The sequence below is a fragment of the Halomonas sp. DP5Y7-2 genome (assembly GCF_019802025.1).
GTDB classification, from domain to species: Bacteria; Pseudomonadota; Gammaproteobacteria; order Pseudomonadales; family Halomonadaceae; genus Halomonas; species Halomonas litopenaei_A.
The window spans coordinates 515059-538697 of the sequence record NZ_JAHVHY010000001.1 but is presented as its reverse complement, the minus strand read 5'-3'; the positions used below and the strand labels follow the sequence as shown (position 1 = coordinate 538697).

Genomic DNA, 23639 nt, shown 5'->3' with positions numbered 1-23639 from the left:
GCAGCACTTGTCTGGCTGGGCGGACGCAAGCGTGAGTCATGAGTCGCCCTGACCGATGTTCTGGCGTGCTGGCTGACTTCCTAGGGAGACACCGAAATGAGCAACAACAAGGCCATGCCGTCCATTGACAAGATGATTCCCTCCATGGACACGCTATTCACCCCCTGGCGCGAAAGCAGCCTGCTGACACTGGAGTATTCACAGAAAATGCTCGATGTGCGCTTCAAGGCCATCGACTCGGCGGTCAAGGCCGGCATCGCTCAGGCGCGTACCTGGTGTGAGGTCAATGATGCAGAGAGTCTTCGCAACGCCAGTCAGGCACAGCAGGAAACGCTGTCAGCCATTGGTGAGACCTTGAGAGTGGAAGGCGAAGAGCTGTTTACGCTGAGCAAGGAATATCAGGAAAAGTGCCAGACGGTCGCCCGCCAGGCTCTGGATGTACCCAAGGACGAGTCTTGAATAGTCGTGACAAGGCATCGGATACCGCCAGCTGCGCAGCGCTGATCGCCCCATCGGATCCGATCAAGCCCGGAGCGCTGATCAGAATGAGCGGCGTGAAGATGGCCTGGTCGGCAATGCGCTGACGACGCAGTCGCCTCCCGAGACAGCGTGCTGCCGCTTGACAGGGCACAGGACGACAGACGGCCCGTCGTAAGGACGACGGGCCGTTTTCTGTCTTGCTCCCCTGGCTGCAGACAGAGCGAATCTGCCCAGCTATGTTGCGGGCTATGTTGCGGGCCATTTTTCCGGGCCGAGCCATGTGCTGTACGCAGGCCTGAATCGCAGGTCTGAATCGCAGGTCTGAATCAATAGAGGGCCGTATCGCCAGGCGGTGCCGGTACGGCCGCTTTTACGCCTATTGAGCTCGTGCCTCCAACCGAAAGCGAGCGATACGGTTGATTTGAATGACGGCCTCGTGGCGCTCCTGCTCGGCGCTGTTGTCCAGTCGCTGCTCAAAGGCTGCCAGGATGGTATGACGATTGCCGCCCTTGACCGCCATGATGAAGGGAAAGCCAAAGCGTGCCTTGTAGGCATCATTGAGGCGGGTAAATCGGGCGAGTTCTTCTGGGGTGCACTGGTCCAGGCCTGCTCCCGCTTGTTCGCGGGTGGAATCGTCTGTCAGCTCGCCCGCGGCGGCAGCCTTGCCCGCCAGGTCGGGGTGAGCGCGAATGACCTGCAATTGTTCCTCGGGTGATGCCTCCAGCAGCACCTCGCCCATGAGGTGGGCTAGCTGCGCCGGGTCATCGTGCTTGGTGGCGAGCCCCCGAGCAAAGGCGCGTTCCGCCACCCAAGGTGAGTGCTCGAAGACGTCTCCGTAAGTATCGACAAAACGCTGTTGGTCCATCTGGCTGGGACGTTCGCTGAGGGTGGGCATTCGCTGGCTCCTGTGATCTGAGGATAGCGGGGTGGTTCGTCGGCTCGGCTACCGGTGATGGGCGGCTGAAGACGAGGCGGCGATCTCGCTGCGACTTCGCTCTTTCAAACTGTATACAAAAAATTGTTTGAAATGTACTCTACATTCGATCAATGATGTTTACCATGATATCGGTCTCTTCGTCTTGCCGGTTGATGTCCTGGCCTGCGCTTGCTTGATCGGTGCGACCAATGTGACTGACCACCTGATGACGGTTCACCTAAAGACTGACCACCATAAGTGAGGATCATGATGGGACGCCTGACGACGCATGTACTGGACACAGCGCTTGGCCGCCCTGGCCAAGGAATTCGTATCGAGCTCTTCCGCCTTGAAGGAGACCGTCGCGTACATTTGGGCGATGTGATCACCAACGACGACGGACGTTGTGATCATCCGATTCTAGAGGGCAGTGACCTCATCGAAGGGGAATACGAGCTGGTATTCCACGCAGGCGACTATCTGCGCGCTCAAGGCATCGAGGCTCGCGAGCCTCGTTTCCTCGATCGTATTCCGTTGCGTTTCGGGATTGCCGATGCCGCTGAGCACTACCATGTACCGTTGCTGCTCTCGCCCTACAGCTACTCCACCTATCGGGGCAGCTGAGAACGCACTGCAGACATGCTCGCCGGGGCGAATGGCTGCGTTGCGCGCCGCTTGAACACCTCATTGGAATAGAGGTTTCGGGGGCCGAGCTGCTGGCGCCGAGCGCATTGTTTTGCTCGGTTGATGTATGCAGCGCTTCGCCCAGGGGCCGCGACGTGTCTGCACTCGGGCAGCCCTCTGCTTTCCAATAATAAACAGCCGGGATTAGGACTATGTCATCTTATCTGTTGGACGTGAGCAACTTCATGCTGCGCTGGCTCCATGTCATTGCCGCCGTTGCCTGGATCGGTGAGTCCATCTATTTCGTTATGCTCGACAACTCGTTGAAGACCCCCAAGGCGGAGGAAGATCGCAGCAAGGGCGTGTTTGGCGAGATGTGGGCCGTCCACGGTGGCGGTTTCTACCACAACCAGAAGTATGCGACGGCTCCGGCGAAATTGCCGGATGATCTCCACTGGTCATTCTGGAAGGCGTACACGACGTGGCTGTCAGGCTTTGCCCTGTTTGTCATCCTGTATATGGCGAATCCCGGCTTCTATCTGGTCAACCCCAATAGCCCATGGCAGTGGGCGGCCAACATGACGGGGTGGCAGGCCAATATCGTGGCACTGCTGTTCCTGCTGGGTGGCTGGGTGGTCTACAACGAGATGTGCAAGCGTGTCAGCCCCAATATGGAGCGGGATGGTCTCTTGAGTGTGGGGGTGGCCATCATGATGGTGGTCGTGGCCTACCTTAGCGTGCATATCTTTGCGGGGCGCGCGGCATTTCTGCTGACCGGTGCCGTCATGGCGACGGCCATGTCTGCCAACGTCTTCTTCTGGATCATCCCTGGCCAGCGCCGCATGGTCAAAGCGATGAAGGCCGGTGAGGCACCGAACCCGCTGGACGGCAAGCGCGGCAAGCAGCGCTCGGTCCACAACACCTACTTTACGTTGCCGGTGGTGCTGTTGATGATCAGCAACCACTATTCCTTTGCCTACAGCAACGACTGGGCCTGGGTGATCATGGCTCTGCTGATCTTTGGCGGGGCATTGATTCGTCAGTATTTTGTGTTGATGCATAGTGGTCAGCACAAGCCTGGCTATCCGATCCTTGGCGTGGCGCTGATCCTGCTGGCCTTCGCAGTGGGAAGTCCGTGGCTGGCAAGTGGCTCGGTAGCCTCCTCTTCCTCCTCCGACAGCTCAGTGGTGGCGTCAAGCGACGGAGGGGCGACGCCTCTGGCACGAGTCCATGCGGTCATGGAGGAGCGCTGCGCCAGTTGTCACGCGGCCCAACCTTCTCATCCCGGGTTCTCCGCTCCTCCCTTGGGTGTCGCACTGGACACTGAGACTCAGACCCAACAACACAAGGCACAGATTCAACAAGTGGTCGCCAGTGGCTACATGCCACTCGGGAATCTGACGCAAATGACCGACGACGAACGTACCTTGATCGCCAACTGGGGAGAGTGACACCGTGCGGGGCAAGCGTGGAGAGCAAGCGGGTGGTGATGGTTCTTGTTGATGGCGTATGTCGTATACAATAACGACATACTGACTCTGAGGGCTATGCTGATGAATCAGCGCGTAAAAGCGTCGCCATCTGCCACGTCGGCGCCGCGCCAGGGCAAGAACGGTGATGGCGCCGAGCGACATGAAGCGATTCATCGGTCCATCAGTGATGCCATCATCGAGCACCGGCTGAAGCCGGGAGCCCGCCTGCGCGAGGATGCCCTGTCGGACGTGTTCGGTGTCAGCCGAACCGGCATCCGCAAGATCCTCCAACGTCTTGCGCTGGAGGAGCTGGTGACCCTGACGCCACGTCGCGGCGCCAGCGTGACGCGTCCTACCGCTGACGAGGCCAAGGACGTGTTCGATGCGCGCCAGATGGTGGAGTGCGGGCTGATGCCCGACATTGCCAGAAGGATCACCAGCGCTGATATCGACACGCTGCGTGAGATGGCGCGACGTGAACGCGATGCACTGCGCACTGGGCAGCAAAGCGTGGCCATCAGGCTGTCGGCGGATTTTCATACCTATCTGGCCAGGCTGTCCGGCAATCGGACACTGGCCGACTTCGTTGAGCGTCTGTGTTCTCGCAGTTCCCTGATTCTGGCGGTGTACGGTAACACCGGTCACCTGGGCTGTGAGTCCCATGACCACCAGGACCTCATCAATTTCCTGGCCGAGGGCAAGGCTGAGCGCGCCGCAGCATTTATGGGCCGGCACCTGAAGGCCATCGAAGCGTCCCTGTCCATCGTCGAGGAAGAGAACGAAGCGCCCAACCTGTTCGAGATCTTCTCCCGCTGACACCGCCAAGCGACGCCCCAACATAGCGCCACAACGCCCCAAAAAAGCCCCGAATCATCAGCAGATGGTTCGGGGCTTTTCGTTGGTAGTGCGGGATCGAACTCTGTAGCGCGCCAACGCATCGCCTCGCGCTGGGCCTGCAACCTATTGTGTCCTGCAGCCTATCGTGGCCCGCTGGGAAAGGCCGACAGGTTTAGCCGAACAGGGTACGCAGCGTCACGAAGGCGATGGCGCTGATCAGGCCTGCTGCCGGTAGCGTGATGACCCAGGCCAGGCCGATGGGTTTCATCAGTTGCCAGTTGGTCTGATGGTTGACCAGGCCAATGCCCAGCACCGCGCCGATCAGGATGTGTGTACTGGACACCGGCAGGCCCATGATGGAAGCCAGCATCACGACGCCTGCCGCCGCCAGCTCTGCCGCAAACCCGGATGCCGGATGCATGGCGGTCAGATTGTGTCCGACGGTCTGGATCACCTCCTTGCCGATAAACCAGAGACCGACGATAAGGGCGACCCCGAAGGTGATCATGGCGATCGGAGGGATGGTCGCTTCGGCGCCAATGGCGCCAGTACGCAGTACGTCAAGGATGGCGGCGAAGGGGCCGATGGCATTGGCGATATCGTTGGAGCCATGGCTGAAGGCAAACCCCGCCGCGGTAAAGACCTGCATCCAGCTGAACATCAGGAAGGTCGAGCGGGACAGCGAGGTGCCCTTGAGCGTCTTGGCAAAGATAAACGTGGCCATCCATACCACGGCACCGATCATGCCCATGATCAGGTAGTTGTTAAGCGTCGTCAGTCCCAGGTCGAGATGCTTGAAGCCCTTGAACAGCAGCATGGCCGAGATGATCATGGCTCCGCCGGCGGCGACCAGGGGCACCCAGTTCTGCAGGGCACGATGGGCATCGATATCCTCGCGCTGGCGCTCGATCCGCTTGAGCTCCTTGAAGTAGTCTGACTCGAATTCGGCACGCTCATCATCCTGGTAGTCCTGGTCATGGTAGACCTGAACGTCCCGGGTCATGGCATGGGTATAGGAAATCTTCTGGATCTCTGACAGGCGCTCGAAGGCCTCCTTATGGCGACGATCATTCTCGTATTTCTCGCGCTTGATCGCCTTCAGACGCTGCTCCGCCTCATCGTTGTAGTTGAGGATGTGTTTCCTGATCATGCTGAACAGCGCATATGACATCAGTCCCCCCAGCACCGGTGACAGCACCCAGGAGATAGCGATCTGCCAGATCTTGCCCCACTGCACCAGGCCAAGGCTGTCGACCCCTGGGGTCATGGTTCCGAGCACGATGGACGAGCCCACAATGGCACCGATGATCGAATGGGTGGTGGAGACCGGATAGCCTTTCTTGCTGGCAAACAGTAGCCACAGGGCGGCGGCTACCAGTGCCGACATCATGATGAAGACGAAGTCCATCGGCGCGACCGTCATGCCCGACAGATCGACGATGCCCTTGCGGATCGTATCGGTGACCTCTCCGCCTGCGATGACCGCACCGCTGACCTCGAACACCGCCGCCACCAGCAAGGCCTGCTTGATCGACAAGGTTCCTGCGCCGACGCTGGTGCCGAAGGAATTGGCCACATCATTGCCGCCGATATTGAAGGCCATGAACACCCCGAACAGGGTGGCCAGGGTGAATACCAGCGGAAAGTGGCCCTGGGTGTAGCCGAAGCCCCAGAACAGAAAGTATCCGACGGTAGCGAAGAGAAGTACCGCAAAGGCCAGGCTCAGCCCTGATGGGCGAAGCACCATAGGAACCGATAGCGAGGGGGAAGGGGTGGTCATTGTGCATCCTCTGAGGTGGGCATGCCTTGCTCGTGGGACGGCAGGGCGTGAGGATGACAATGGGCAGAGGCGATGACAGCGAGATGTCATCTTGGCTGCGTTGTGTGCTTTGTCGTGCAGGCTGGGGAAGGGGTTGGTCGTGCGGGTAGAGATAGTAGGCAAGAGCTTACGTCTTTGGGGAGGAGGAAGTACGTGCACAGCAGGCCCTCCCCGGGCCAGGCCGGGAAGGGCATGGTGTCATCGTCTTGGTCGCCTAGTGAGCCGGTTGCGGGACCCGGTACTGGTGCATCAGGGCAAAATACAGCACGCCCCCGAGGGCGGCGCCCATCATCCAGCCAAAACCTGCAAGTCCTTGCAGGGCAGGAACGATCACCGTCGCCAGAGAAAACACCGCGGCTAAGGCGAAGGCGGCCACGGCCCGCAGGTTCCAGCCGTTGGTGTAGGTATAGGCATCGCCCTGCTTGGCGGAAAACAGTGCCTGCACATCGAGCTTGCCGCCTTTGATCAGATAGAAGTCGACAACGATGATGCCGTAGAAGGGCGCGACGATGGCGCCTAGCGCGTTGACGAAGCCCGGCACGCCAATTTGGCTGATGACCGAGACCCACAGTGCGCCGACAAAAAAGGCGACGCAGGCAGTGATCAGGCCGCCGACCTTGAAGCTGATATGCCGCGGGAATAGGTTCGCCAGGTCATAGGCAGGGGGGATGAAATTGGCCACCAGGTTGATGCCGACGGTAGCGGCGAAAAACGTGACGGCGGCCAGCAGTGTCAGGGGCAAGGCATCGACACGATCGACGATATCGGTGGGGTTGGTCAGCGCCTCGCCGAACAGTACCAGGGTGCCGGCGGTGATGATCAGCGCGATGAAGGAAAAGAAGGCCACGTTCAAGGGCAGGCCCAGCAGGTTGCCCAGCTTCATCTGGCGCTCGCTTTGTACGAAGCGGGTGAAATCCCCGAAGTTGATCACGACGGCGGCAAAGTAGGCGACCATGGTCCCGACCACGGCAGCAAAGGCAGATAGGCCTCCGCTATCCTCGCCGCTGGTCGAGAAGATGCTCCCGACGGCAGGCAGCAGCTCGCTGCCGGCTTGCCACCAGACAATCAGCATCAGCACGACCATGACCACGTAGACCAGCGGGCCTGCCCAGTTCAGGAAGTGCTTGATGCGCTCGATGCCGGACCAGAAGATGGCGATCTGGAACAGCCACACCAGCACAAACGACAGCCAGGCGACGGGTGACAGGCCAAGCACGCCTTCCCCTCCATCCGTGCCGATAAGGGCGGTAATCATCAGCGTGACGGCGGTGGAGGCAAAGTAGGTCTGCACGCCATACCAGAAAATACCGACGATGGCGCGCAGCAGAGCCGGCAGGTTGGAACCTCTAACCCCGAGGCTGGCGCGGACCATGACCGGGAAGGGGATGCCGTAGCGAACGCTCGGGGCACCGGTCAGGTTGACCAGAAACATCACGATCAAGCCGGCCAGCATGATCGCTGCCATCACCGCCCAGCCGCTGAGGTTGTAGGACAGAAACAACGAGGCTGCCAGGGTGTAGCCAAACAGGCTTTGAATATCGTTGGACCAGACATTGAAGATTTCGAAGGCTCCCCAGCTGCGCCGTGAGTGGGGGAGCGGGGCCAGGTCGTGGTTGTAGAGGCTCGGGTCGACCCTCGTGGTATCGAGGGTCAGGTCGGAATCGGCCATGGGGATCACTCTTGTTGTTGGATAGCGTCAGGCGGATGTCATGATGCGTTGCTGTCAGCCGGAAAAGGCAAGGCGAGGTCAGTCACCTCGCCGTTGCAGTACGCTTACTGGTTGAAGCGCTGGCAACCTTGCCAGTAGCGCATCAACAGCAGATAGGTGAGGCCCGCGGGAATCAGACTGGCGTACCAGGAAATGGTGGAGAAGCTGAAGGCCGCCACGACGCCTACGGCGGTGGCAATGAAGGCCGCCAGATTGACGCCACGGTAGGGGCCATTCGGATCGTAGAGCTTGTCCAGGTCCAGGGTGCGCCGGCGAATCAGGTAGTAGTCCACCACCAGTACGGCAAAGATGGGGCCGAGAAAGGCGGAATAGGTCTGTACGAACACCTGCAGGCCAGCAGCTGACTCATCCTTGACCAACTCCCAGGGGAAGGTGGCGAACGCCAATAGACCAACGACGACCGAGGCCTTGCGGTAACTCAGCTTGAAGGTGTCCATCAGCACGTAGGTTGGCGGTACCACATTGTTGAGGACATTGGTGGTCACCTGAGCGAAGGCGATGAACAGCAGGGTGGTCATCAGCAGAGGGGTGTTGTCGACGGCGTTGGCAAACACGCGTATCGGATCGGCCACGCCGGTCGCCTCGGACACCATGAAGCCAATCAGGCCCATGAACAGCGTGCAGGGCAGTATCGACATGGCGTAGAGGGTCGTCAGCAGGCCGGGACCCGAGCCTTCGACGTGCTCTCGTGAGTAATCGCTGACGTTGAGCATCATGGTCGAGTAGATGCCCAGAAACAGCATGGTAGCCCCCCAGAAGGGCAGGCCCCATGAGCCCTCCATGGTGACCAGATTGGCCGACAGCGTGTCACCGTACCGGGCCACGGTGCTGTAGAACATGTACACCAGCGACGCCAGGATGAAGGCGCTGCCCACGTTCTCAAGCCACTTGATGCCCTGAAAGCCCAGCACCGAAAGGCCGATCTGCACAAACTGGAAAGCGATGAAGAACACGATCAGGTTGTCATAGCCGAACAGGGTGGCAGACACCAGATTCAGTGCGCCGGCCCCAATCCAGCTCTGGAAGCCGTACCAGACAATCGCCGGAACGGCTCGCACCAAGCCGGGTAAGCGGGTGCCCTGAAAGCCGAAGGCGCTGCGCGCCTGGACCATGAAGGGAATGCCGTACTTGTATCCAGCGGCACCGTTCAGGGCAAGGGCGATACCGATGATAAAGCAGCCGATGGCAATCGCTACCGTGGCCTGGATCAGGTTGAGCGTGCCGACGACACTGGACCCCATGGTAAAGGTACCAATGGAGACACAGCCCCCGAACCAGGCCAGCAGGTAGGAGGTGCGCCCCATGATGCGAGTTTTCTGAGGCGCAAGAGACTCATCGCCGAGGCTTTTGGTGGCGGCCGGGGCGATGCCTTGGGGGGCGTCCGGCCGAGAGGTGGAAGTGGTCATCGAGGACCTCGCTTATTGTGGATTATTATTGACCGCAGGCAGGGCCCGGAGCGGTAAGGGCCTGGCGGGAAGCAGGTGGCTGGTGCCTATGCTATTCCTGAGTAAATGTGAGGTGTGACAGGTGCTGATAGTGGCCGACGAAGGGCTTGGGCCGGGGGAACGCCAGGTCACCGGTCTTGCTGGTAGCAAGTCCCAGCCCGACCAATGCCTCGGCCAGCTTGACCGCTGACGTCACCCCCTCAACCACCGGCAGGCCGACCTCTCGGCTGATGGTGTCGGTCAGATCTGCCATGCCGCCGCAGCCGAGAACGATGGCGCCGATGCCATCCTCCTGCTTGGCGCGGCGCCCTTCTTCGATAATCCTGGCAAGGGCGCGATCGCCGTCCTGTTCAAGATCCAGCACCGGGATATCGGCCGCACGGACACGCCGACACTGGTGGCGGAAGCCGTACTGGTCCAGCAGGTGTTCGGCGATGATCACCGTGCGTGGCAGGGTGGTGACCACCGAGAAGCGAGTGCTGATCAGGCTTGCCATATGAAAGGCCGCTTCTGCGATGCCGATGACTGGTGCCCGAGTCGCTTCGCGAGCGGCCAGCAGCCCAGGATCACCGAAGCACGCCACCACGTAGGCGTCGACCTGGGTCTCACGATCCATTCTCAGGACCTCTTCGACAACCCCGACAGCGCTGATGGCCTCGTCAAAGTGACCTTCAATGGACACAGGCCCACTGGCGGGCTGCGAGGCGGTCACGCGAGTCGCGGGGCCGGCGATGTCCGTAGCGGCGAGACGGATGGTCTCTGTCATCGCATCAGTCGTATTGGGGTTGATCAGGTGTACGTGCATGCTCGCTACCTTCGTGAACGAATCGATATCTCTTTGTACACAAAATAGTGCTACATCGAATACGTATCAAGTCGAAAGATGCCAGGCAATGCCTGGTTTTAAATTACGTTAAAAAACAATGGTTAAGAGATTTATCATGGTGCAGTCACCGATTGCTTCCCGTCGTTTCAGCATATTGACGACGATCTTTGTTAGTATGTGAGGACGATGCCGTTAGTGAAGTGTATACAATTGATAGCGCCGCCTGGTCGAGGGCCGCTGGGCGCAGCGTTCACACGGGGCGGCAATCTCAGGTCGCGTCGGCTGGCCCGTCGGTTCAAGCACTTAGGACAATGCCTGAGAGCGGTGCTGGAGGGCGGCTTGAAGTATGGGTCTGAAGACCGGGATGGAAGACCAGACTGGAGCCGCGTTGTTGAGGAAGAGCGAGTCCGATCTTCGACGATATCTTCGACGATAGAGTGGTTGCTCGTGGCTTGAGTACAGTCTATCTTTCTTTTGTATACATAATGAGGCGCGACCGGGAGTGCCGGGCGGCAGTGCGCCATATCGGTGACATGACGCCCCCGTGTATTAAGCGCTAGGTCTAAGCGTCAGGTCTAAGCGTCAGGACTAAGCGTCAGGACTAAGCGTCAGGACTACGCGCCAGGTTGAAACACTGTGTCGAAGCGCTGTGCGCCTTGCCCCAGGCCCTATGTCCGCTGGACCGATCAGCCCGAGCAAGCGCTGGATGCGCCCACTGGCTTTCAGGAGAAGACATCATGACAACAACCGCCTATCCCAGGGATCTTGTCGGCTATGGCCGCACGCCGCCCCATGCCAACTGGCCAGGCAGGGCGAAGATTGCCGTGCAGTTTGTGCTCAATTACGAAGAGGGTGGGGAGAACTGCGTATTGCACGGTGATGCGGGATCCGAGCAGTTCCTGTCTGAGATCATTGGTGCCGACAGCTACCCAGACCGTCACTTGAGCATGGAGTCGATCTACGAATATGGCTCCCGGGCAGGCGTGTGGCGGGTTCTGAGAGAGTTCGAGCGCCGCGGCATGCCGCTGACGGTGTTCGGGGTCGCCATGGCGCTTGAGCGTCACCCTGAGCTGGCGTTGGCCTTCAAGGAACTGGGCCATGAGATTGCCTGTCACGGCTACCGCTGGATTCATTATCAGCAGGTGTCCGAGAAGGTGGAGCGGGAGCATATGCGCAAGGCCATCGAGATCTTCGAGCGGCTTTACGGCGAACGCCCGCTAGGCTGGTACACCGGGCGTGATAGCCCCAACACTCGTCGCTTGGTGCTGGACGAAGGTGGCTTTCTGTACGACAGCGACTATTACGGTGATGATCTGCCTTTCTGGACCTGTGAAGCGGACAGCCAGGGCCAGCAGCACCCCCATCTCGTGGTGCCCTATACTCTGGACAGCAATGATATGCGCTTTGCGGCGCCGCAAGGCTTCAACACCGCTGACCACTTTTTCACCTACCTGCGTGACGCCTTTGATGTCCTCTATGCCGAGGGTGATGAGTCACCCAAGATGCTGTCGGTCGGTCTGCACTGCCGCTTGATCGGTCGCCCCGGGCGGTTCCGCGCGTTGCAGCGCTTCCTTGACCATATCGAGGCGCATGATCGGGTGTGGGTGACGCGCCGAGTGGACATCGCACGCCACTGGGCTGAGCATTTTCCGGCGCCTTCCCCCGCGCCGATTGGCTGAAGACGTCGGATAGCGTCATGCTGCACGGGCGTTGAAGCCCGCCACGAGACCCAGGAATTCCCATGCTAGAACTGATTGCGCGGCCGCTGACGGCCGAGGCCTTTGCCCCCTTTGGCGATGTCATCGACGCACGCACGTCATCGTCTTTTCCGATCAATGCCGGGCGCACCCAGCGTCATCATGACCTGGTCGCGATCGAGACGCTGGGTGATAACGCCCGGCCAATGATCAGCCTGTTCGTCAGCCAGCCGATCGAGCTGCCGCTGACGCTGAGCTTTCTCGAGCGTCATCCGCTGGGCAGCCAGGCCTTCATGCCGCTGCACGAAGAGCGTTTCATCATTGTCGTTGCTCCCCCAGGGGATGCCATTGAAGCTGACCAGGTGCGCGCGTTCGTGACCGACGGGCGCCAGGGTGTGAACTATCGTGCAGGTACCTGGCATGCCATCCAGTCGGTGCTGGACCGGGAAGGGGAGTTTCTGGTCGTGGATCGCGGCGGGGACGGCGACAACTGTGACGAGTTCCCCCTCGACCTGCGCGTGACACTGGACTGACAAGGAAACCAAGATGAGTGACTCTCGTCCCACACGACACTACTATGCGCCTCATGGCGGCCATCCCGGGCAGAAGGTCATGACCACTGACCGAGCGATGTTTACCGAGGCCTTTGCGGTCATCCCCAAGGGGGTGTATCGCGATATCGTGACCAGCAAGCTGCCGCACTGGAACAACACTCGCCTGTGGGTGCTCTCTCGCCCCCTGTCTGGCTTTGCTGAGACGTTTTCCCAGTACATCATGGAGGTCGGGCCAGGCGGGGGCAGTGAGCGCCCCGAGTCCAATCCCCAGGCCGAAGGCGTGCTGTTCGTGGTGGAAGGCCAGCTTGAATTGACCCTCGCTGGCCAGCGGCACGTGATGACGCCTGGAGGCTATGCGTTTATCCCCCCCGGTAGTGATTGGCAGCTGCACAACTCCAGCACGGAAGCCGTGCGGTTTCACTGGATTCGCAAGGCCTATGAGGCGGTTGATGGTATCGATCTGCCGGAGCCGATCGTGACCAACGAGAACGACATCGCGCCGACGGTCATGCCTGACTGCAACGAGGTCTGGGCGACCACGCGCTTCGTTGATCCCGAGGACATGCGCCACGATATGCATGTGACGGTGGTGACCTTCCAGCCCGGTGGCGTGATCCCCTTCGATGAGACCCACGTCATGGAACACGGTCTCTACGTGCTGGAGGGTAAGGCGGTCTACCATCTCAATCAGCAGTGGGTCGAAGTGGAAGCCGGTGACTACATGTGGCTGAGGGCGTTCTGCCCACAGGCCTGTTATGCCGGTGGGCCTGGCCCCTTCCGCTACCTGCTGTACAAGGACGTCAATCGCCACATGAAGCTGCCTGTGCTGTCCTGAGGCCTGGTCCACGGATCTTCGTCGTCGGGTCTTGGTGTTGCCGCGAAGGCTAGCTTGTCGGACCTTCGCGGTGATGCTCCTCCCGCAGTAATGCCTCCATGGCGGCGGCTTCCATCGGTCGGTACAGCAGAAACCCCTGCACCAGCGGGACACCTAATGTCGCCAGAAAGGCCTGCTTGCGCTGATCGTCCACGCCTTCGCAGATGACCTGGAGGCGGAGGGTCTGGCACAGCTGGTAAATGGACGCCACGATGCTGGCCTGGCGCGGATGATGGATGTGCTCGATCAGGGTCTTGTCCAGTTTGACGAAATCGACCGTCAGTTGACTCAGATAGTTGAACGATGAGTAACCGCTGCCGAAGTCGTCCAGGGCGAACTGCACGTCCATGGATTGAAACAGGTGGATATCGGACAGTGTCTGGGGCAGGTCCGTCAGTAGCGACTGCTCCGTGATTTCGATACCCAGAGCATTGACGGGGTCCTCGTTGAGCGCCGTATAGAAGCAGCGCCGGACGTTGTCGCTGGTAAAGAACAGCGGCGTCACATTGATGAACAGCCGCTTGTTGACCCCTTGTTCGTGCCATCGCAGCGCATGCTGGCAGGCTTCGCGAATCACCCAGCACTCTATGCCCTCCATCACGCCGGGATGATGGCGTAGCACGTCGAGAAACAGCGGGGCGTGGAGTCTTCCCTGGGCATCACGGTAACGCAATAGCGCCTCGACATGACGGATGCGGGACGTTGAGGCGTCAACGACAGGTTGAAAGACCAGCTCCAGTTCTCCCTCGCTCAGCCACTTCAAGGTGCGGTCGGCCTGCTTGACGCGGCTCCAACGGCTGACATTTTCTTCCATCAGCACGATATCCAGCGCGTCGTCGCCGAAGGCAGAGTCACTGGCCTTGCGCGAGGGAAAGACGGGATAGTCATCCTGACTTGAGTGCTCTCGATACACGTAGCGTCGCCATGCCACCGTATAGATGGCGACGCCACAGCCGATGCAGGTCAGTTGCAAGAGAATGGACGGCAGGTACAAGCCATCGAAGGCCAGGTAGCTGGAGATCAGGTAAGGCACCGCCCAGTGGACGCTATTGGGGTGTGGCTCCACCCAGCCTGCTGCCACGGCGGTGTAAGCGATGACGGCATTGACGGTGGGCACGGCGATGAACGCCCACGCCATGCGCAGGTTGAACACCAGGGGGATGCCGAACACCAGCGTCTCGCTGATGTTGAACAGGGTCAGCGGCGCCGATATTCGCGCCAGCGCCTTGTACTCCCGGCGTGAACTGACCACCAGCATGACCAGCATGAGGCAGAACACCGAGCCTGCCCCGCCCGGGGTGGCGTACAAGGTGAAGAACTCTGGAGACGGCAGGCCGAGCAGCGCGCTCTTGTGATGCAGGTACTCATAGACGCCGAGCATGGTGGCATAGCCATGGATCGCAAACAGCGATAGCACCTGCAGGAACATCACGAACAGGATGACCTCGACCCCATAGGGAATGCGGTCGACGAGTGCAGCATGAATGCCAGGGGCGAAGCGGTCGGAGAGGGTGACGAAGGCAAGGCGTAGAAGGATCGCCAGTAGTACGCACAGCACACCTGGCAACACATAGCGCAGGTTGAAGGTGATCAGTTGACTCATGACGACCTTGCCTGCGCTCGAGTCACTGCCGTCCCGGCCAAATAGCTTGAACATGACGTGCGTCAACAGCAGGGTCGGATAGATGGCGATGGTCGCGCCCAGACTGCGGCTTTGTGGACCGGCCTCGGTACCCAGTTGGTCCCAACCACAGAGGATCCAGAACACCGGCAGGGAGACCAGCATGACGGCTGGGGCGCGTACCCGATGATGGCTGTTGAGCGACCAGCTCAGGGACAGCAGGATGACCTCGGGAAACAGCTCTCCCAGATAGCGCGCCAGATGGCTGATGTAATAGGCCATCCCGGAATCGATACCGGCAAAATGGAAGAGGTTGGCCGCGACGGTCAGCGCGGCCATGACAATCACATAAGGCAGTATCGACAGGTAGGCATTGCGAATCGCCAGCAGCGTCCGGTGGGCTGCCAGGCTGGAAAAACGCTCATCAAGGTCGCGGAGGTCGGGCATCGTCCGGGCAACTGCCTCCGTGGGTCATGCCGCGATGCATTGGCCCAGACCGCCAGCGACGGTGAGCAGCGCGTCTGGTCTGGACCGCAGCGGCGTGATGGCTCGGGCAGGCCAGCGTCTGTCCCAGAGGGTCCCTGATGTTCCGTCAGCGGCCGGAGTAGCCTGCATAGTTTCTGTCAGTATAGCGACGTCAGCTCTACACATATGTGCCGTTGCGAGCAGGCTCCGGTTGCAATTGCACACTGCTCTATGCGTTCCGTGTTCTCCCTCTTCTCCCTCTTCTCCCTCTTCTCCCTCTTCTCCTTCTTCTCCCTCCCTCCCTCCGCGAGGGTCATGTAGGCCGTGATGACGTGATGTTTCTGTCCCGTCTCGCCACTCCCTCTACGGTTTTGTGCGTTCCTGCACGATTTTTGGAAAATAATTCCAAATACATTTGCAGCGATGGAGTCGGCCTGCTAAACATAATGGAAAGAAATTCCACAAAAATAGAATTGTCCTTTATTGCGTCGCAACAATGTATACAGTTTGATGCCTGGAGGTGTTCCATGACTCGCATGACCGCTGCGGATGCTGCTGTTCACGTATTGCTCAAGGAAGGAATTGACGTCGCTTTTGGTCTTCCTGGTGCGGCCATCAACCCGTTTTACGCCGCGATGCGGCGGGTGGGCGGCATCGATCATGTGCTGGCACGGCATGTGGAAGGTGCCTCGCATATGGCAGAGGGCTACACGCGGGCCCAGCCAGGCAATATCGGCGTCTGCATCGGCACGTCGGGCCCTGCGGGCACGGACATGATCACCGGGCTGTATTCGGCGTCTGCCGACTCGATCCCCATTCTTTGCATCACGGGTCAGGCACCTGTCGCCAAGCTGCATAAAGAGGATTTTCAGGCGGTAGATATCCAGGCCATTGCCGGTCCCGTCACCAAGTGGGCTGTCACGGTTCGGGAGGCGGCCCAGGTACCGCGGGCGTTCCAGCAGGCATTCCAGTTGATGCGTTCGTCACGCCCAGGGCCGGTCCTGATCGATCTGCCGATCGATGTGCAGCTCACCGAGATCGAATTTGATCCTGACACCTATGAACCCCTGCCGGCCTACAAGCCGAGGGCCAGTCGTGTCCAGTGTGAAAAGGCGCTGGAGATGCTCAATGCTGCCGAGCGCCCCCTGTTGGTGGCCGGGGGAGGTGTCATCAATGCTGATGCCGCGAGCGAGCTGCAGACCTTGGCCGAATTGCTGGGTATTCCGGTCATTCCGACCTTGATGGGGTGGGGAGTGCTGCCAGACGATCATCCCTTGATGGCGGGCATGGTGGGGCTGCAAACCTCCCACCGTTATGGCAATGCGACCCTGCTCGAGTCGGACTTTGTCATGGGGGTCGGCAATCGCTGGGCCAACCGGCATACCGGTAATCTCGAGACCTACACCGAGGGACGAACCTTCGTCCATATCGACATCGAGCCCACTCAGATTGGCCGTATCTTTGGCCCTGACTACGGCATCGTGTCCGACGCCAAGGCGGCCCTCGTGACCATGATCGAGATTGCCCGGGACTGGGCCAAGGAAGGCCGCCTGAAGGAGCGCAGCAGCTGGGTGGCGGCTTGTCAGCAGCGCAAGCAGACCATGCTGCGAAAGACCCATTTCGATGATGTGCCGGTCAAGCCCCAGCGGGTCTACGAGGAAATGAACAAGGTGTTCGGCCGTGACACGCGGTACGTCACTACCATCGGACTGTCGCAGATTGCTGGCGCCCAATTCTTGCACGTCTACAAGCCTCGTCACTGGATCAACTGCGGTCAGGCAGGTCCGTTGGGCTGGACGATTCCAGCAGCCTTGGGCGTATGCCGGGCAGATCCTGACGCCGAGGTGGTCGCGCTGTCTGGTGACTATGACTTCCAGTTCATGATCGAGGAGTTGGCAGTAGGTGCCCAGTTCCACCTGCCCTATGTGCATGTTCTGGTGAACAACGCCTATCTCGGATTGATTCGCCAGGCTCAGCGCGGCTTTGACATGGACTACTGCGTCCAGCTGTCGTTCGAGAACATCAACTGCGAAGAGATCAACGGCTACGGCGTCGACCACGTGACCGTGGTGGAAGGGCTGGGCTGCAAGGCGCTGCGGGTCACCACGCCTGACGAGATCGGGCCAGCCCTGGAGCGCGCCCGCCAACTGGCCCGAGAGCACCGCGTGCCGGTCGTTGTCGAGATCATCCTTGAGCGCGTCACGAATATCGCGATGGGCACAGATATTGCCGGCATCAATGAGTTCGAAGCCTTGGCCGAGAACCTCGAGGATGCGCCAAGCTCGATCGCTGCCTTGACGTGACACGCCTTCACTTGACCGGAAACCACGTGTCGACGCCGCGTCACGCCAGTTGTTGGCTGGGCGCGGGTCACAAAAGAACATCTTGACGTCCAAGAGGAGCACCACATGGCCAAGTTTGCCGCCAACCTGAGCATGCTGTTTACCGAGTTGCCTTTCCTCGATCGATTTGAGGCAGCCGCGAAGGCGGGTTTTCAAGGGGTCGAGTACCTCTTCCCCTATGACTACTCCGCCGCGGAGATCAAGCAGCGACTGCAGGCCCATGGCCTGGTGCAGGTGCTGCATAACCTACCAGCCGGCGACTGGGAGGCGGGGGAGCGCGGGATTGCCTGTCATCCGGAGCGCATCGAGGAGTTTCGCGCGGGCGTCGACACCGCGATTGAGTACGCGACGGCCCTGGGCTGCCGCCAGGTCAACTGCCTGGCGGGCATCGTGCCAGAGGGCGTCAGTCAGGCGCAGGCACAGCGGACCCTGGTCGACAATCTGCGTTATGCCGCGGGCAGGCTCGAGACAGCCGGCATTCTGCTGCTGGCCGAGCCTATCAATACTCGCGATATTCCAGGCTTCTTCCTGCATCACACGGAGCAGGCGCTGGCGCTGTTCGACGAAGTCGCCAGCGACAACCTGAAGCTGCAGTACGACATCTACCACATGCAAATCATGGAAGGGGACCTGGCACCGACCATGGAGCGTCACCTGTCGCGTATTGCCCACGTGCAGCTGGCGGACAATCCGGGGCGCCACGAGCCGGGCACAGGAGAAATCCACTATCCCTTCCTGTTCCAGCACCTTGATCACATCGGCTATCGCGGCTGGATCGGATGCGAGTACAAGCCAGCCACTACGACCCAGGAGGGGCTTGGCTGGCTCGATAGCGTCAGAGCGATTGCCACCAAGTAGGGCGTCGCGTCAGTCAGCACAGCATTGCGACATGCAGCATCGACGTTGCCGGATGTCGCGATCGCCACAGAGTTACAAGGCACCACGAGGAGCATAACAATGAGCAAGATCGGTTTTATCGGGTTGGGGATCATGGGACGCCCCATGGCAGGGCACCTGCTGGACGCGGGACACGAACTGACCACGGTCAAGCGGGGTACGCTTGCTGCCGCCTTGGCCGAGAAGGGCATGCAGGAGCTCGACAGTCCTGACGCCGTGGCCCAGGTCAGTGACGTCATCATCACCATGGTGCCCGATACCCCGGACGTCGCGGAGGTGCTGTTCGGGGAGCAGGGCGTGGTACACGGGCTCAAGCCAGGCACGCTGGTCATCGACATGAGTTCGATTGCCCCTCTGGCTACCCAGGAATTTGCCCGCAGGATTCATGAGGCCGGCGGCGAGTACGTCGATGCCCCGGTGTCCGGGGGCGAGGGAGGTGCCATCAATGCCGCCCTGACCATCATGGTGGGGGCGACCCAGGAAGGCTTCGAGAGAGCCCTGCCGCTACTTGAGATTATGGGCAAGACCATTACGCGGATTGGCGGCCACGGGGCTGGGCAGACCTGCAAGGTCGCCAACCAGATCGTGGTGGCACTGACGATCGAGGCGGTGTCCGAAGGGCTGTTGTTCGCTTCCAAGGCAGGTGCCGACGTCAGCAAGGTGCGGGAAGCACTGCTGGGCGGATTGGCGCAATCGAAGATTCTCGACGTGCATGGGCAGCGGATGATCGACCGGACATTTGACCCCGGTTTCCGCATCCGCTTGCATCAGAAAGATCTGAACCTGGCCTTGGAAGGAGCCAGAGGCCTCAACCTGGCCCTGCCAGGAACCGCCAATGCCGCCCAGCTGTTTCAATCCTGTGCTGCGCTGGGCGGATCGGAGTGGGACCATGCTGGCATCGTGCGTGCCCTGGAGGCATTGGCGAGTCACGACATTGGCCAATAGCGTCAGCCGAGGCCGTGGTATCACGGCTGACGCTTGGAAATGACAGGGGCGTGACTGCTCCCTGCCAAGCAGGTGATGGCGTTGTCGATACGTCCTGGGGCAGCGCCACGCTGACTCAAGACGTTGCCGGGGAAGCACCTGGACATCTCTACAGCATCCATGGACCTCCTGGAGAGTTCTACCGCATTCCTGGCAAGTCGTGCACCGCTATTGCCTGCTGGGTCGCGTCTGCGACCCTTGCTCGCCGACGGGGTCCCCCTCCATTGTGTGCCTGTCGGTGGGCCTTTTTGGTGCTGCAGAGTGCCTATTCAGAGGGGCTTACCGGCTCGCTTCACTCCAGGCAGCCTGAGGATGCCAGAGCTGAACGTGTGAGGCCTGGCGATATAGAGGAGCCACCGAGGCCTGGCTGTATAGAGGAGCCACCGATGCCTGGCTATACAGAGGAGCCACCGATGCCTGGCTGTATAGAATCGCCCTACAGAAGAGCCCCAGGTGAATGGCTGGGCCCCCTTCGTGATTTGAGACTCTCGCGCAGAGCTAGTTAGACTGTCGTGAACACGCCTTCTGACAGGGCATGCACATGGATGGTTTGCCGTTGGTCGGTGGTTTATCTGTAGTTAAATTACAGGATGGTGCCTTTGCCAGAGGGGGTAGCCCAGACGCTGAGCCGTTGCACTACCCTTTCGATCTAGCCGTCGTCAGTATTTGTTGATTTTCAACAAAGGGTTGGCGAGATGGAGTGGCCTATCAGCGGCGGTAGTCGCTTTGACATATTCCTTGTAGTAAAATTACAGAACTCGGTCGCGCGTCACGTTCTGTGATGATCCGCCCGACCTGCTTGCGTCATTTTCGAACCCGTCGAGGACAGCATGAGCCAATTCCCGCATACCCCCGTACGTCGTACCAAGATCGTTGCCACCCTCGGGCCCGCCAGTGATCGTGAGGGGGTCCTGGAAGAGATGCTGCGAGCGGGTGTCGACGTGGTTCGCCTCAACTTTTCCCATGGCAGCGCCGACGATCACCGCCGTCGACTGACGGAAGTCAGAGCGATTGCCGACAAGCTTGGGCGCAGTGTCGCGGCACTGGGCGATCTGCAGGGGCCCAAGATTCGCATCGCCCGTTTCGCCGATGGTGCCGTCACCCTGGAAGAGGGTGCGAGCTTCGTGATCGATGTGGCGCTGGATGCTCAGTCCGGCGACGCTGCCCGGGTTGGCTGCGATTACAAGGAGCTGGCTGAGGACGTTGCTTCGGGTGATCGCCTGCTACTGGACGATGGCCGCGTCGTGCTGGATGTTCAGCGTGTCGAGGGTAGCCAGATCCACACCCAGGTTGTCGTGGGCGGCAAGTTGTCCAACAACAAGGGAATCAACAAGCAGGGCGGCGGGCTGTCGGCGCCGGCGCTTACTGACAAGGACAAGCAGGACCTCAAGACGGCCATCGATATCGGCGTGGATTACCTGGCCGTGTCGTTCCCACGGACCGCAGAGGACATGCTCGAGGCGCGTCGCCTGTTGGGTGACGCCGGCGCCGAGGTCGGGCTGGTCGCCAAGCTTGAGCGTGCCGAGGCGGTGGCGAATGACGAGACCCTGGACGGCATTATCGAGGCCAGCGAGGCGGTCATGGTGGCCCGTGGTGACCTTGGGGTGGAAATCGGTGACGAAAAGCTGATCGGCACCCAGAAGCGCATCATCAAGCATGCGCGTAGCCATAACCGCGCCGTGATCACTGCGACACAGATGATGGAGTCGATGATCGAGTCGCCGTTGCCGACGCGCGCAGAGGTCTTCGACGTGGCCAACGCGGTGCTGGATGCCACCGATGCGGTCATGCTCTCCGCCGAAACGGCGGCAGGGGACTATCCGGTCGAGACGATCGAGGCCATGCACCGTGTCTGTCTTGGTGCTGAACGTGAGCGCATCGCTCAGGAATCCGGCCACCGCATCCATGAAGGCTTCGAGCGGATCGATGAAACCATCGCCCTGTCTGCCATGTATGCGGCCAACCACTTGTCCGGAGTGGCGGCGATTGCCTGCATGACGTCCACCGGCTACACGCCGTTGATCGCCTCGCGCATTCGTTCAGGTCTGCCCATCGTCGGTCTGGCGCACAACCCGATCGCCCAGCGTCGTATGGCGCTGTATCGCGGCGTCATTTCACTGCCCTTCGATACCAGTGACATGACCGCAGCGGAGCTCAATGATCGAGCCCTCGAGCGGCTGGTCAAGCATGGCGTGGCGGCTCCTGGCGACCACGTCATCCTGACCCGCGGCGACCACATGAATGCTCATGGTGGCACTAACACCCTCAAGATTCTCGACGTCAACGAGGGGCATGTCAGCAGCTGATGGCCGCTTGCTAGGTAATACTCGAGATCATTGTCGAGTCAGCATGGCGCCCGGTCCGTATGGACCGGGCGCTGTCGTCTGATCTGCCTCCTCCGGTGTATACATGACATGCCTCTTCTGTGGTGCAATAGGGGAAAACATGAGAAGGTCAAGCTTTCCGCGATAATGGGTAGGCAGCAATGAGCAACGCCTGGCAGCAAGAGGTGATGGCCGAGATCAAGTCCGGTGGACGGATCAGTGATGGCGATATCGTGCGCCAGGTGCGCCGAGCGGTGTTGACCCAACGGCTGCCTCCGGGGACCCGCCTGCCTGAGGTGACATTGGGCGACGTATTTGGTGTCAGTCGTTCGGTGGTGCGCAAGGCGTTGACGCGGTTGGCCTCAGAACACGTGGTAGATCAGCGCCCCAACCAAGTGGCCCGAGTCAGAGCGCCGGATGTGGACGAGACGCGGCAGACCTTTGCGGCGCGCCGATTGGTCGAGGGTGAGGTGGCTGCGCTGACCGCCGGCACACTGGAGGCTCCGGCGCTGGTCCAGCTTGAGGACCGTATCGACCGGGAGCGGGAGGCTTTTCTTGCCAGTGACGAACCGACGCGGATCGAACATTCCTTGGCGATTCATCACCTGCTGGCGGAGCATTCTCCCAATCGGGTACTGGGGGCGATGCTGACAGATCTGATCCTGCGGACATCGATCGTCATTGCCCTGTACAAGCGGCAGGGCGTCGGCAGCTGCTACCTGGAGGGCGATCACACGCGGCTGCTGAGCCATCTGCGTGAGGGCGATGGCGAGGCCTGCCGCCGCGATGTCGAGCTCCACCTGGATAGCCTTCAGTCGTTGCTGGATCTCGGCCCGAGAGACAGCCGCATCGATCTCAGGTCGATACTTGCCGGGGATGCCTGAGTCATCGCTTGACCCTACTGCCACGTGAGTCTTCTGCACCATGCGCGCTATCCTGACCGCCTTGTCCTTGCTGCTCTGCGCCTTCGCCCCTCCTGCGCTGGCGGAGCGGGTCAATGTCGCTGCGGCGTCATCTCTGCAATTCGTCATGCCGCGACTGGTGGAAAGGTTTGCCGAGAGGGCGGATGCCGATCCCGCAGAGCCTGTGCAGGTCGTGGTGACCTACGGCGCCTCCGGGAATCTCAAGCGCCAGATCGAGCAGGGGGCTCCCTTCACACTATTTCTGTCGGCTGACGAACGCCGGGCGCTGGAGCTGGAGCAGTCTGGGTTCGCCGAGCAGCCAGGCCAGGTGTATGCCCATGGGCGTCTGGTCTGGCTGCAGCGCGCCGATCACCCGCTGCCGTCTGAACAGGCGCCGTTGGCGGGGGTGCGCCAGGCCATCGAGGCGCGCCAACGCGGTGACGCTGTACGGCGTATCGCGATGGCCAATCCGCGCCATGCTCCCTACGGCATGGCTGCACAGCAGGTACTCGCCCGCGAGGGGTTGTGGGACGCCAGCGAGCCGCTGCGACTGATGGGAGAAAACGTCGCCCAGGCCGCTCAGTTCGCGCTCTCGGCGGAGGCTCAAGGAGGCTTCGCCGCCTACTCTCTGGTCAAGGCGCCGGCACTGGCCAAGCGTGCCAGTTGGCGCTTGATACCCGCCTCCTGGCACGCTCCCATCGTGCAGCGCATGGTGCTGCTCAAGGAGGCGGGGCCGGGTGCTACCGCGTTCTATCAGTTCCTGCAAAGTGCTGAGGCCATCTCCGTGCTTGAAGCCGAGGGGTTCGGCTCACCGGCTGATGGCAGGTGATG

20 protein-coding genes are annotated in these 23639 nt (G+C 60.6%); 14 read left to right on the top strand and 6 right to left on the bottom strand.

Annotated elements, in window-relative coordinates; genetic code table 11:
* The first annotated feature begins 96 nt into the window (after positions 1 to 96).
* Both KUW18_RS02250 and KUW18_RS19670 read left to right on the top strand, forming a co-directional pair.
* On the top strand, positions 97 to 459 hold the full coding sequence (locus KUW18_RS02250) for a hypothetical protein (protein ID WP_222483503.1): 363 nt from the start codon (positions 97 to 99) through the stop codon (positions 457 to 459).
* Positions 456 to 584, top strand: coding sequence for a hypothetical protein (locus tag KUW18_RS19670; RefSeq protein ID WP_261315947.1), 129 nt, complete (start codon positions 456 to 458; stop codon positions 582 to 584). Before KUW18_RS02250 ends, KUW18_RS19670 begins: the two co-directional genes overlap by 4 nt.
* A 272-nt stretch (positions 585 to 856) precedes the next feature.
* Here KUW18_RS19670 and uraD read toward each other — a convergent pair whose 3' ends face one another.
* Positions 857 to 1375: a 2-oxo-4-hydroxy-4-carboxy-5-ureidoimidazoline decarboxylase gene (gene uraD / locus KUW18_RS02245; RefSeq protein ID WP_206939858.1), complete on the bottom strand. Its 519-nt coding sequence runs from the start codon at positions 1373 to 1375 to the stop codon at positions 857 to 859.
* Between the two features lie 291 nt (positions 1376 to 1666).
* Between uraD and uraH the strand changes: the two genes are divergently transcribed.
* From uraH to KUW18_RS02230, 3 genes are all read left to right on the top strand, one after another.
* On the top strand, positions 1667 to 2020 hold the full coding sequence (gene uraH, locus KUW18_RS02240) for a hydroxyisourate hydrolase (RefSeq protein WP_222162089.1): 354 nt from the start codon (positions 1667 to 1669) through the stop codon (positions 2018 to 2020).
* 212 nt (positions 2021 to 2232) lie between these two features.
* Entirely contained in the window at positions 2233 to 3471 is a 1239-nt protein-coding gene (locus tag KUW18_RS02235) for a urate hydroxylase PuuD (RefSeq protein WP_222485229.1), read from the top strand.
* 102 nt (positions 3472 to 3573) lie between these two features.
* Positions 3574 to 4308 carry a GntR family transcriptional regulator gene (locus KUW18_RS02230; protein ID WP_222237184.1) on the top strand — a complete coding sequence of 245 codons (735 nt, stop codon included), beginning with the start codon at positions 3574 to 3576 and terminating at the stop codon, positions 4306 to 4308.
* A 193-nt stretch (positions 4309 to 4501) separates the two neighbouring features.
* Here the strand turns inward: KUW18_RS02230 and KUW18_RS02225 are convergent, their stop codons facing one another.
* The 4 genes from KUW18_RS02225 to KUW18_RS02210 form a co-directional block, all read right to left on the bottom strand.
* The gene (locus KUW18_RS02225) at positions 4502 to 6109 is read right to left on the bottom strand and encodes an inorganic phosphate transporter (RefSeq protein WP_222485231.1); all 1608 of its coding nucleotides are present in this window, start codon (positions 6107 to 6109) and stop codon (positions 4502 to 4504) included.
* Positions 6110 to 6362: 253 nt separating this feature from the next.
* Positions 6363 to 7817 carry an NCS1 family nucleobase:cation symporter-1 gene (locus KUW18_RS02220; protein WP_206939850.1) on the bottom strand — a complete coding sequence of 485 codons (1455 nt, stop codon included), beginning with the start codon at positions 7815 to 7817 and terminating at the stop codon, positions 6363 to 6365.
* 104 nt (positions 7818 to 7921) lie between these two features.
* Positions 7922 to 9283: an NCS1 family transporter gene (locus KUW18_RS02215; protein WP_206939848.1), complete on the bottom strand. Its 1362-nt coding sequence runs from the start codon at positions 9281 to 9283 to the stop codon at positions 7922 to 7924.
* 91 nt (positions 9284 to 9374) lie between these two features.
* A complete protein-coding gene (locus tag KUW18_RS02210; protein ID WP_206939846.1) occupies positions 9375 to 10127 on the bottom strand; it encodes an aspartate/glutamate racemase family protein in 753 nt (250 codons plus the stop codon).
* Positions 10128 to 10885: 758 nt separating this feature from the next.
* Here KUW18_RS02210 and puuE point away from each other — a divergent pair.
* The 3 genes from puuE (at position 10886) to KUW18_RS02195 (ending at position 13234) form a co-directional block, all read left to right on the top strand.
* Positions 10886 to 11827, top strand: a complete 942-nt coding sequence (gene puuE, locus KUW18_RS02205; protein WP_206939844.1) for an allantoinase PuuE — start codon at positions 10886 to 10888, stop codon at positions 11825 to 11827.
* A 62-nt stretch (positions 11828 to 11889) separates the two neighbouring features.
* The gene (locus KUW18_RS02200; protein ID WP_206939842.1) at positions 11890 to 12378 is read left to right on the top strand and encodes an ureidoglycolate lyase; all 489 of its coding nucleotides are present in this window, start codon (positions 11890 to 11892) and stop codon (positions 12376 to 12378) included.
* Positions 12379 to 12391: 13 nt separating this feature from the next.
* Positions 12392 to 13234: a bifunctional allantoicase/(S)-ureidoglycine aminohydrolase gene (locus KUW18_RS02195; protein ID WP_206939840.1), complete on the top strand. Its 843-nt coding sequence runs from the start codon at positions 12392 to 12394 to the stop codon at positions 13232 to 13234.
* 49 nt (positions 13235 to 13283) lie between these two features.
* Here KUW18_RS02195 and KUW18_RS02190 read toward each other — a convergent pair whose 3' ends face one another.
* Positions 13284 to 15341 carry an EAL domain-containing protein gene (locus tag KUW18_RS02190; protein WP_222560707.1) on the bottom strand — a complete coding sequence of 686 codons (2058 nt, stop codon included), beginning with the start codon at positions 15339 to 15341 and terminating at the stop codon, positions 13284 to 13286.
* 545 nt (positions 15342 to 15886) lie between these two features.
* Between KUW18_RS02190 and gcl the strand changes: the two genes are divergently transcribed.
* The 6 genes from gcl to modA all read left to right on the top strand — a co-directional run bounded on the left by gcl (position 15887) and on the right by modA (position 23637).
* A complete protein-coding gene (gcl, locus tag KUW18_RS02185; protein ID WP_222161723.1) occupies positions 15887 to 17662 on the top strand; it encodes a glyoxylate carboligase in 1776 nt (591 codons plus the stop codon).
* A gap of 105 nt (positions 17663 to 17767) precedes the next feature.
* Positions 17768 to 18559 carry a hydroxypyruvate isomerase gene (gene hyi, locus KUW18_RS02180; protein WP_222161724.1) on the top strand — a complete coding sequence of 264 codons (792 nt, stop codon included), beginning with the start codon at positions 17768 to 17770 and terminating at the stop codon, positions 18557 to 18559.
* A 60-nt stretch (positions 18560 to 18619) separates the two neighbouring features.
* On the top strand, positions 18620 to 19543 hold the full coding sequence (locus KUW18_RS02175) for a 2-hydroxy-3-oxopropionate reductase (RefSeq protein ID WP_409995818.1): 924 nt from the start codon (positions 18620 to 18622) through the stop codon (positions 19541 to 19543).
* Positions 19544 to 20412: 869 nt separating this feature from the next.
* Positions 20413 to 21888, top strand: coding sequence for a pyruvate kinase (pyk, locus tag KUW18_RS02170; protein WP_222560705.1), 1476 nt, complete (start codon positions 20413 to 20415; stop codon positions 21886 to 21888).
* A 179-nt stretch (positions 21889 to 22067) separates the two neighbouring features.
* On the top strand, positions 22068 to 22790 hold the full coding sequence (locus KUW18_RS02165; protein WP_206939828.1) for a GntR family transcriptional regulator: 723 nt from the start codon (positions 22068 to 22070) through the stop codon (positions 22788 to 22790).
* Positions 22791 to 22830: 40 nt separating this feature from the next.
* Positions 22831 to 23637: a molybdate ABC transporter substrate-binding protein gene (gene modA / locus KUW18_RS02160; RefSeq protein ID WP_222560704.1), complete on the top strand. Its 807-nt coding sequence runs from the start codon at positions 22831 to 22833 to the stop codon at positions 23635 to 23637.
* Positions 23638 to 23639: the final 2 nt, after the last annotated feature.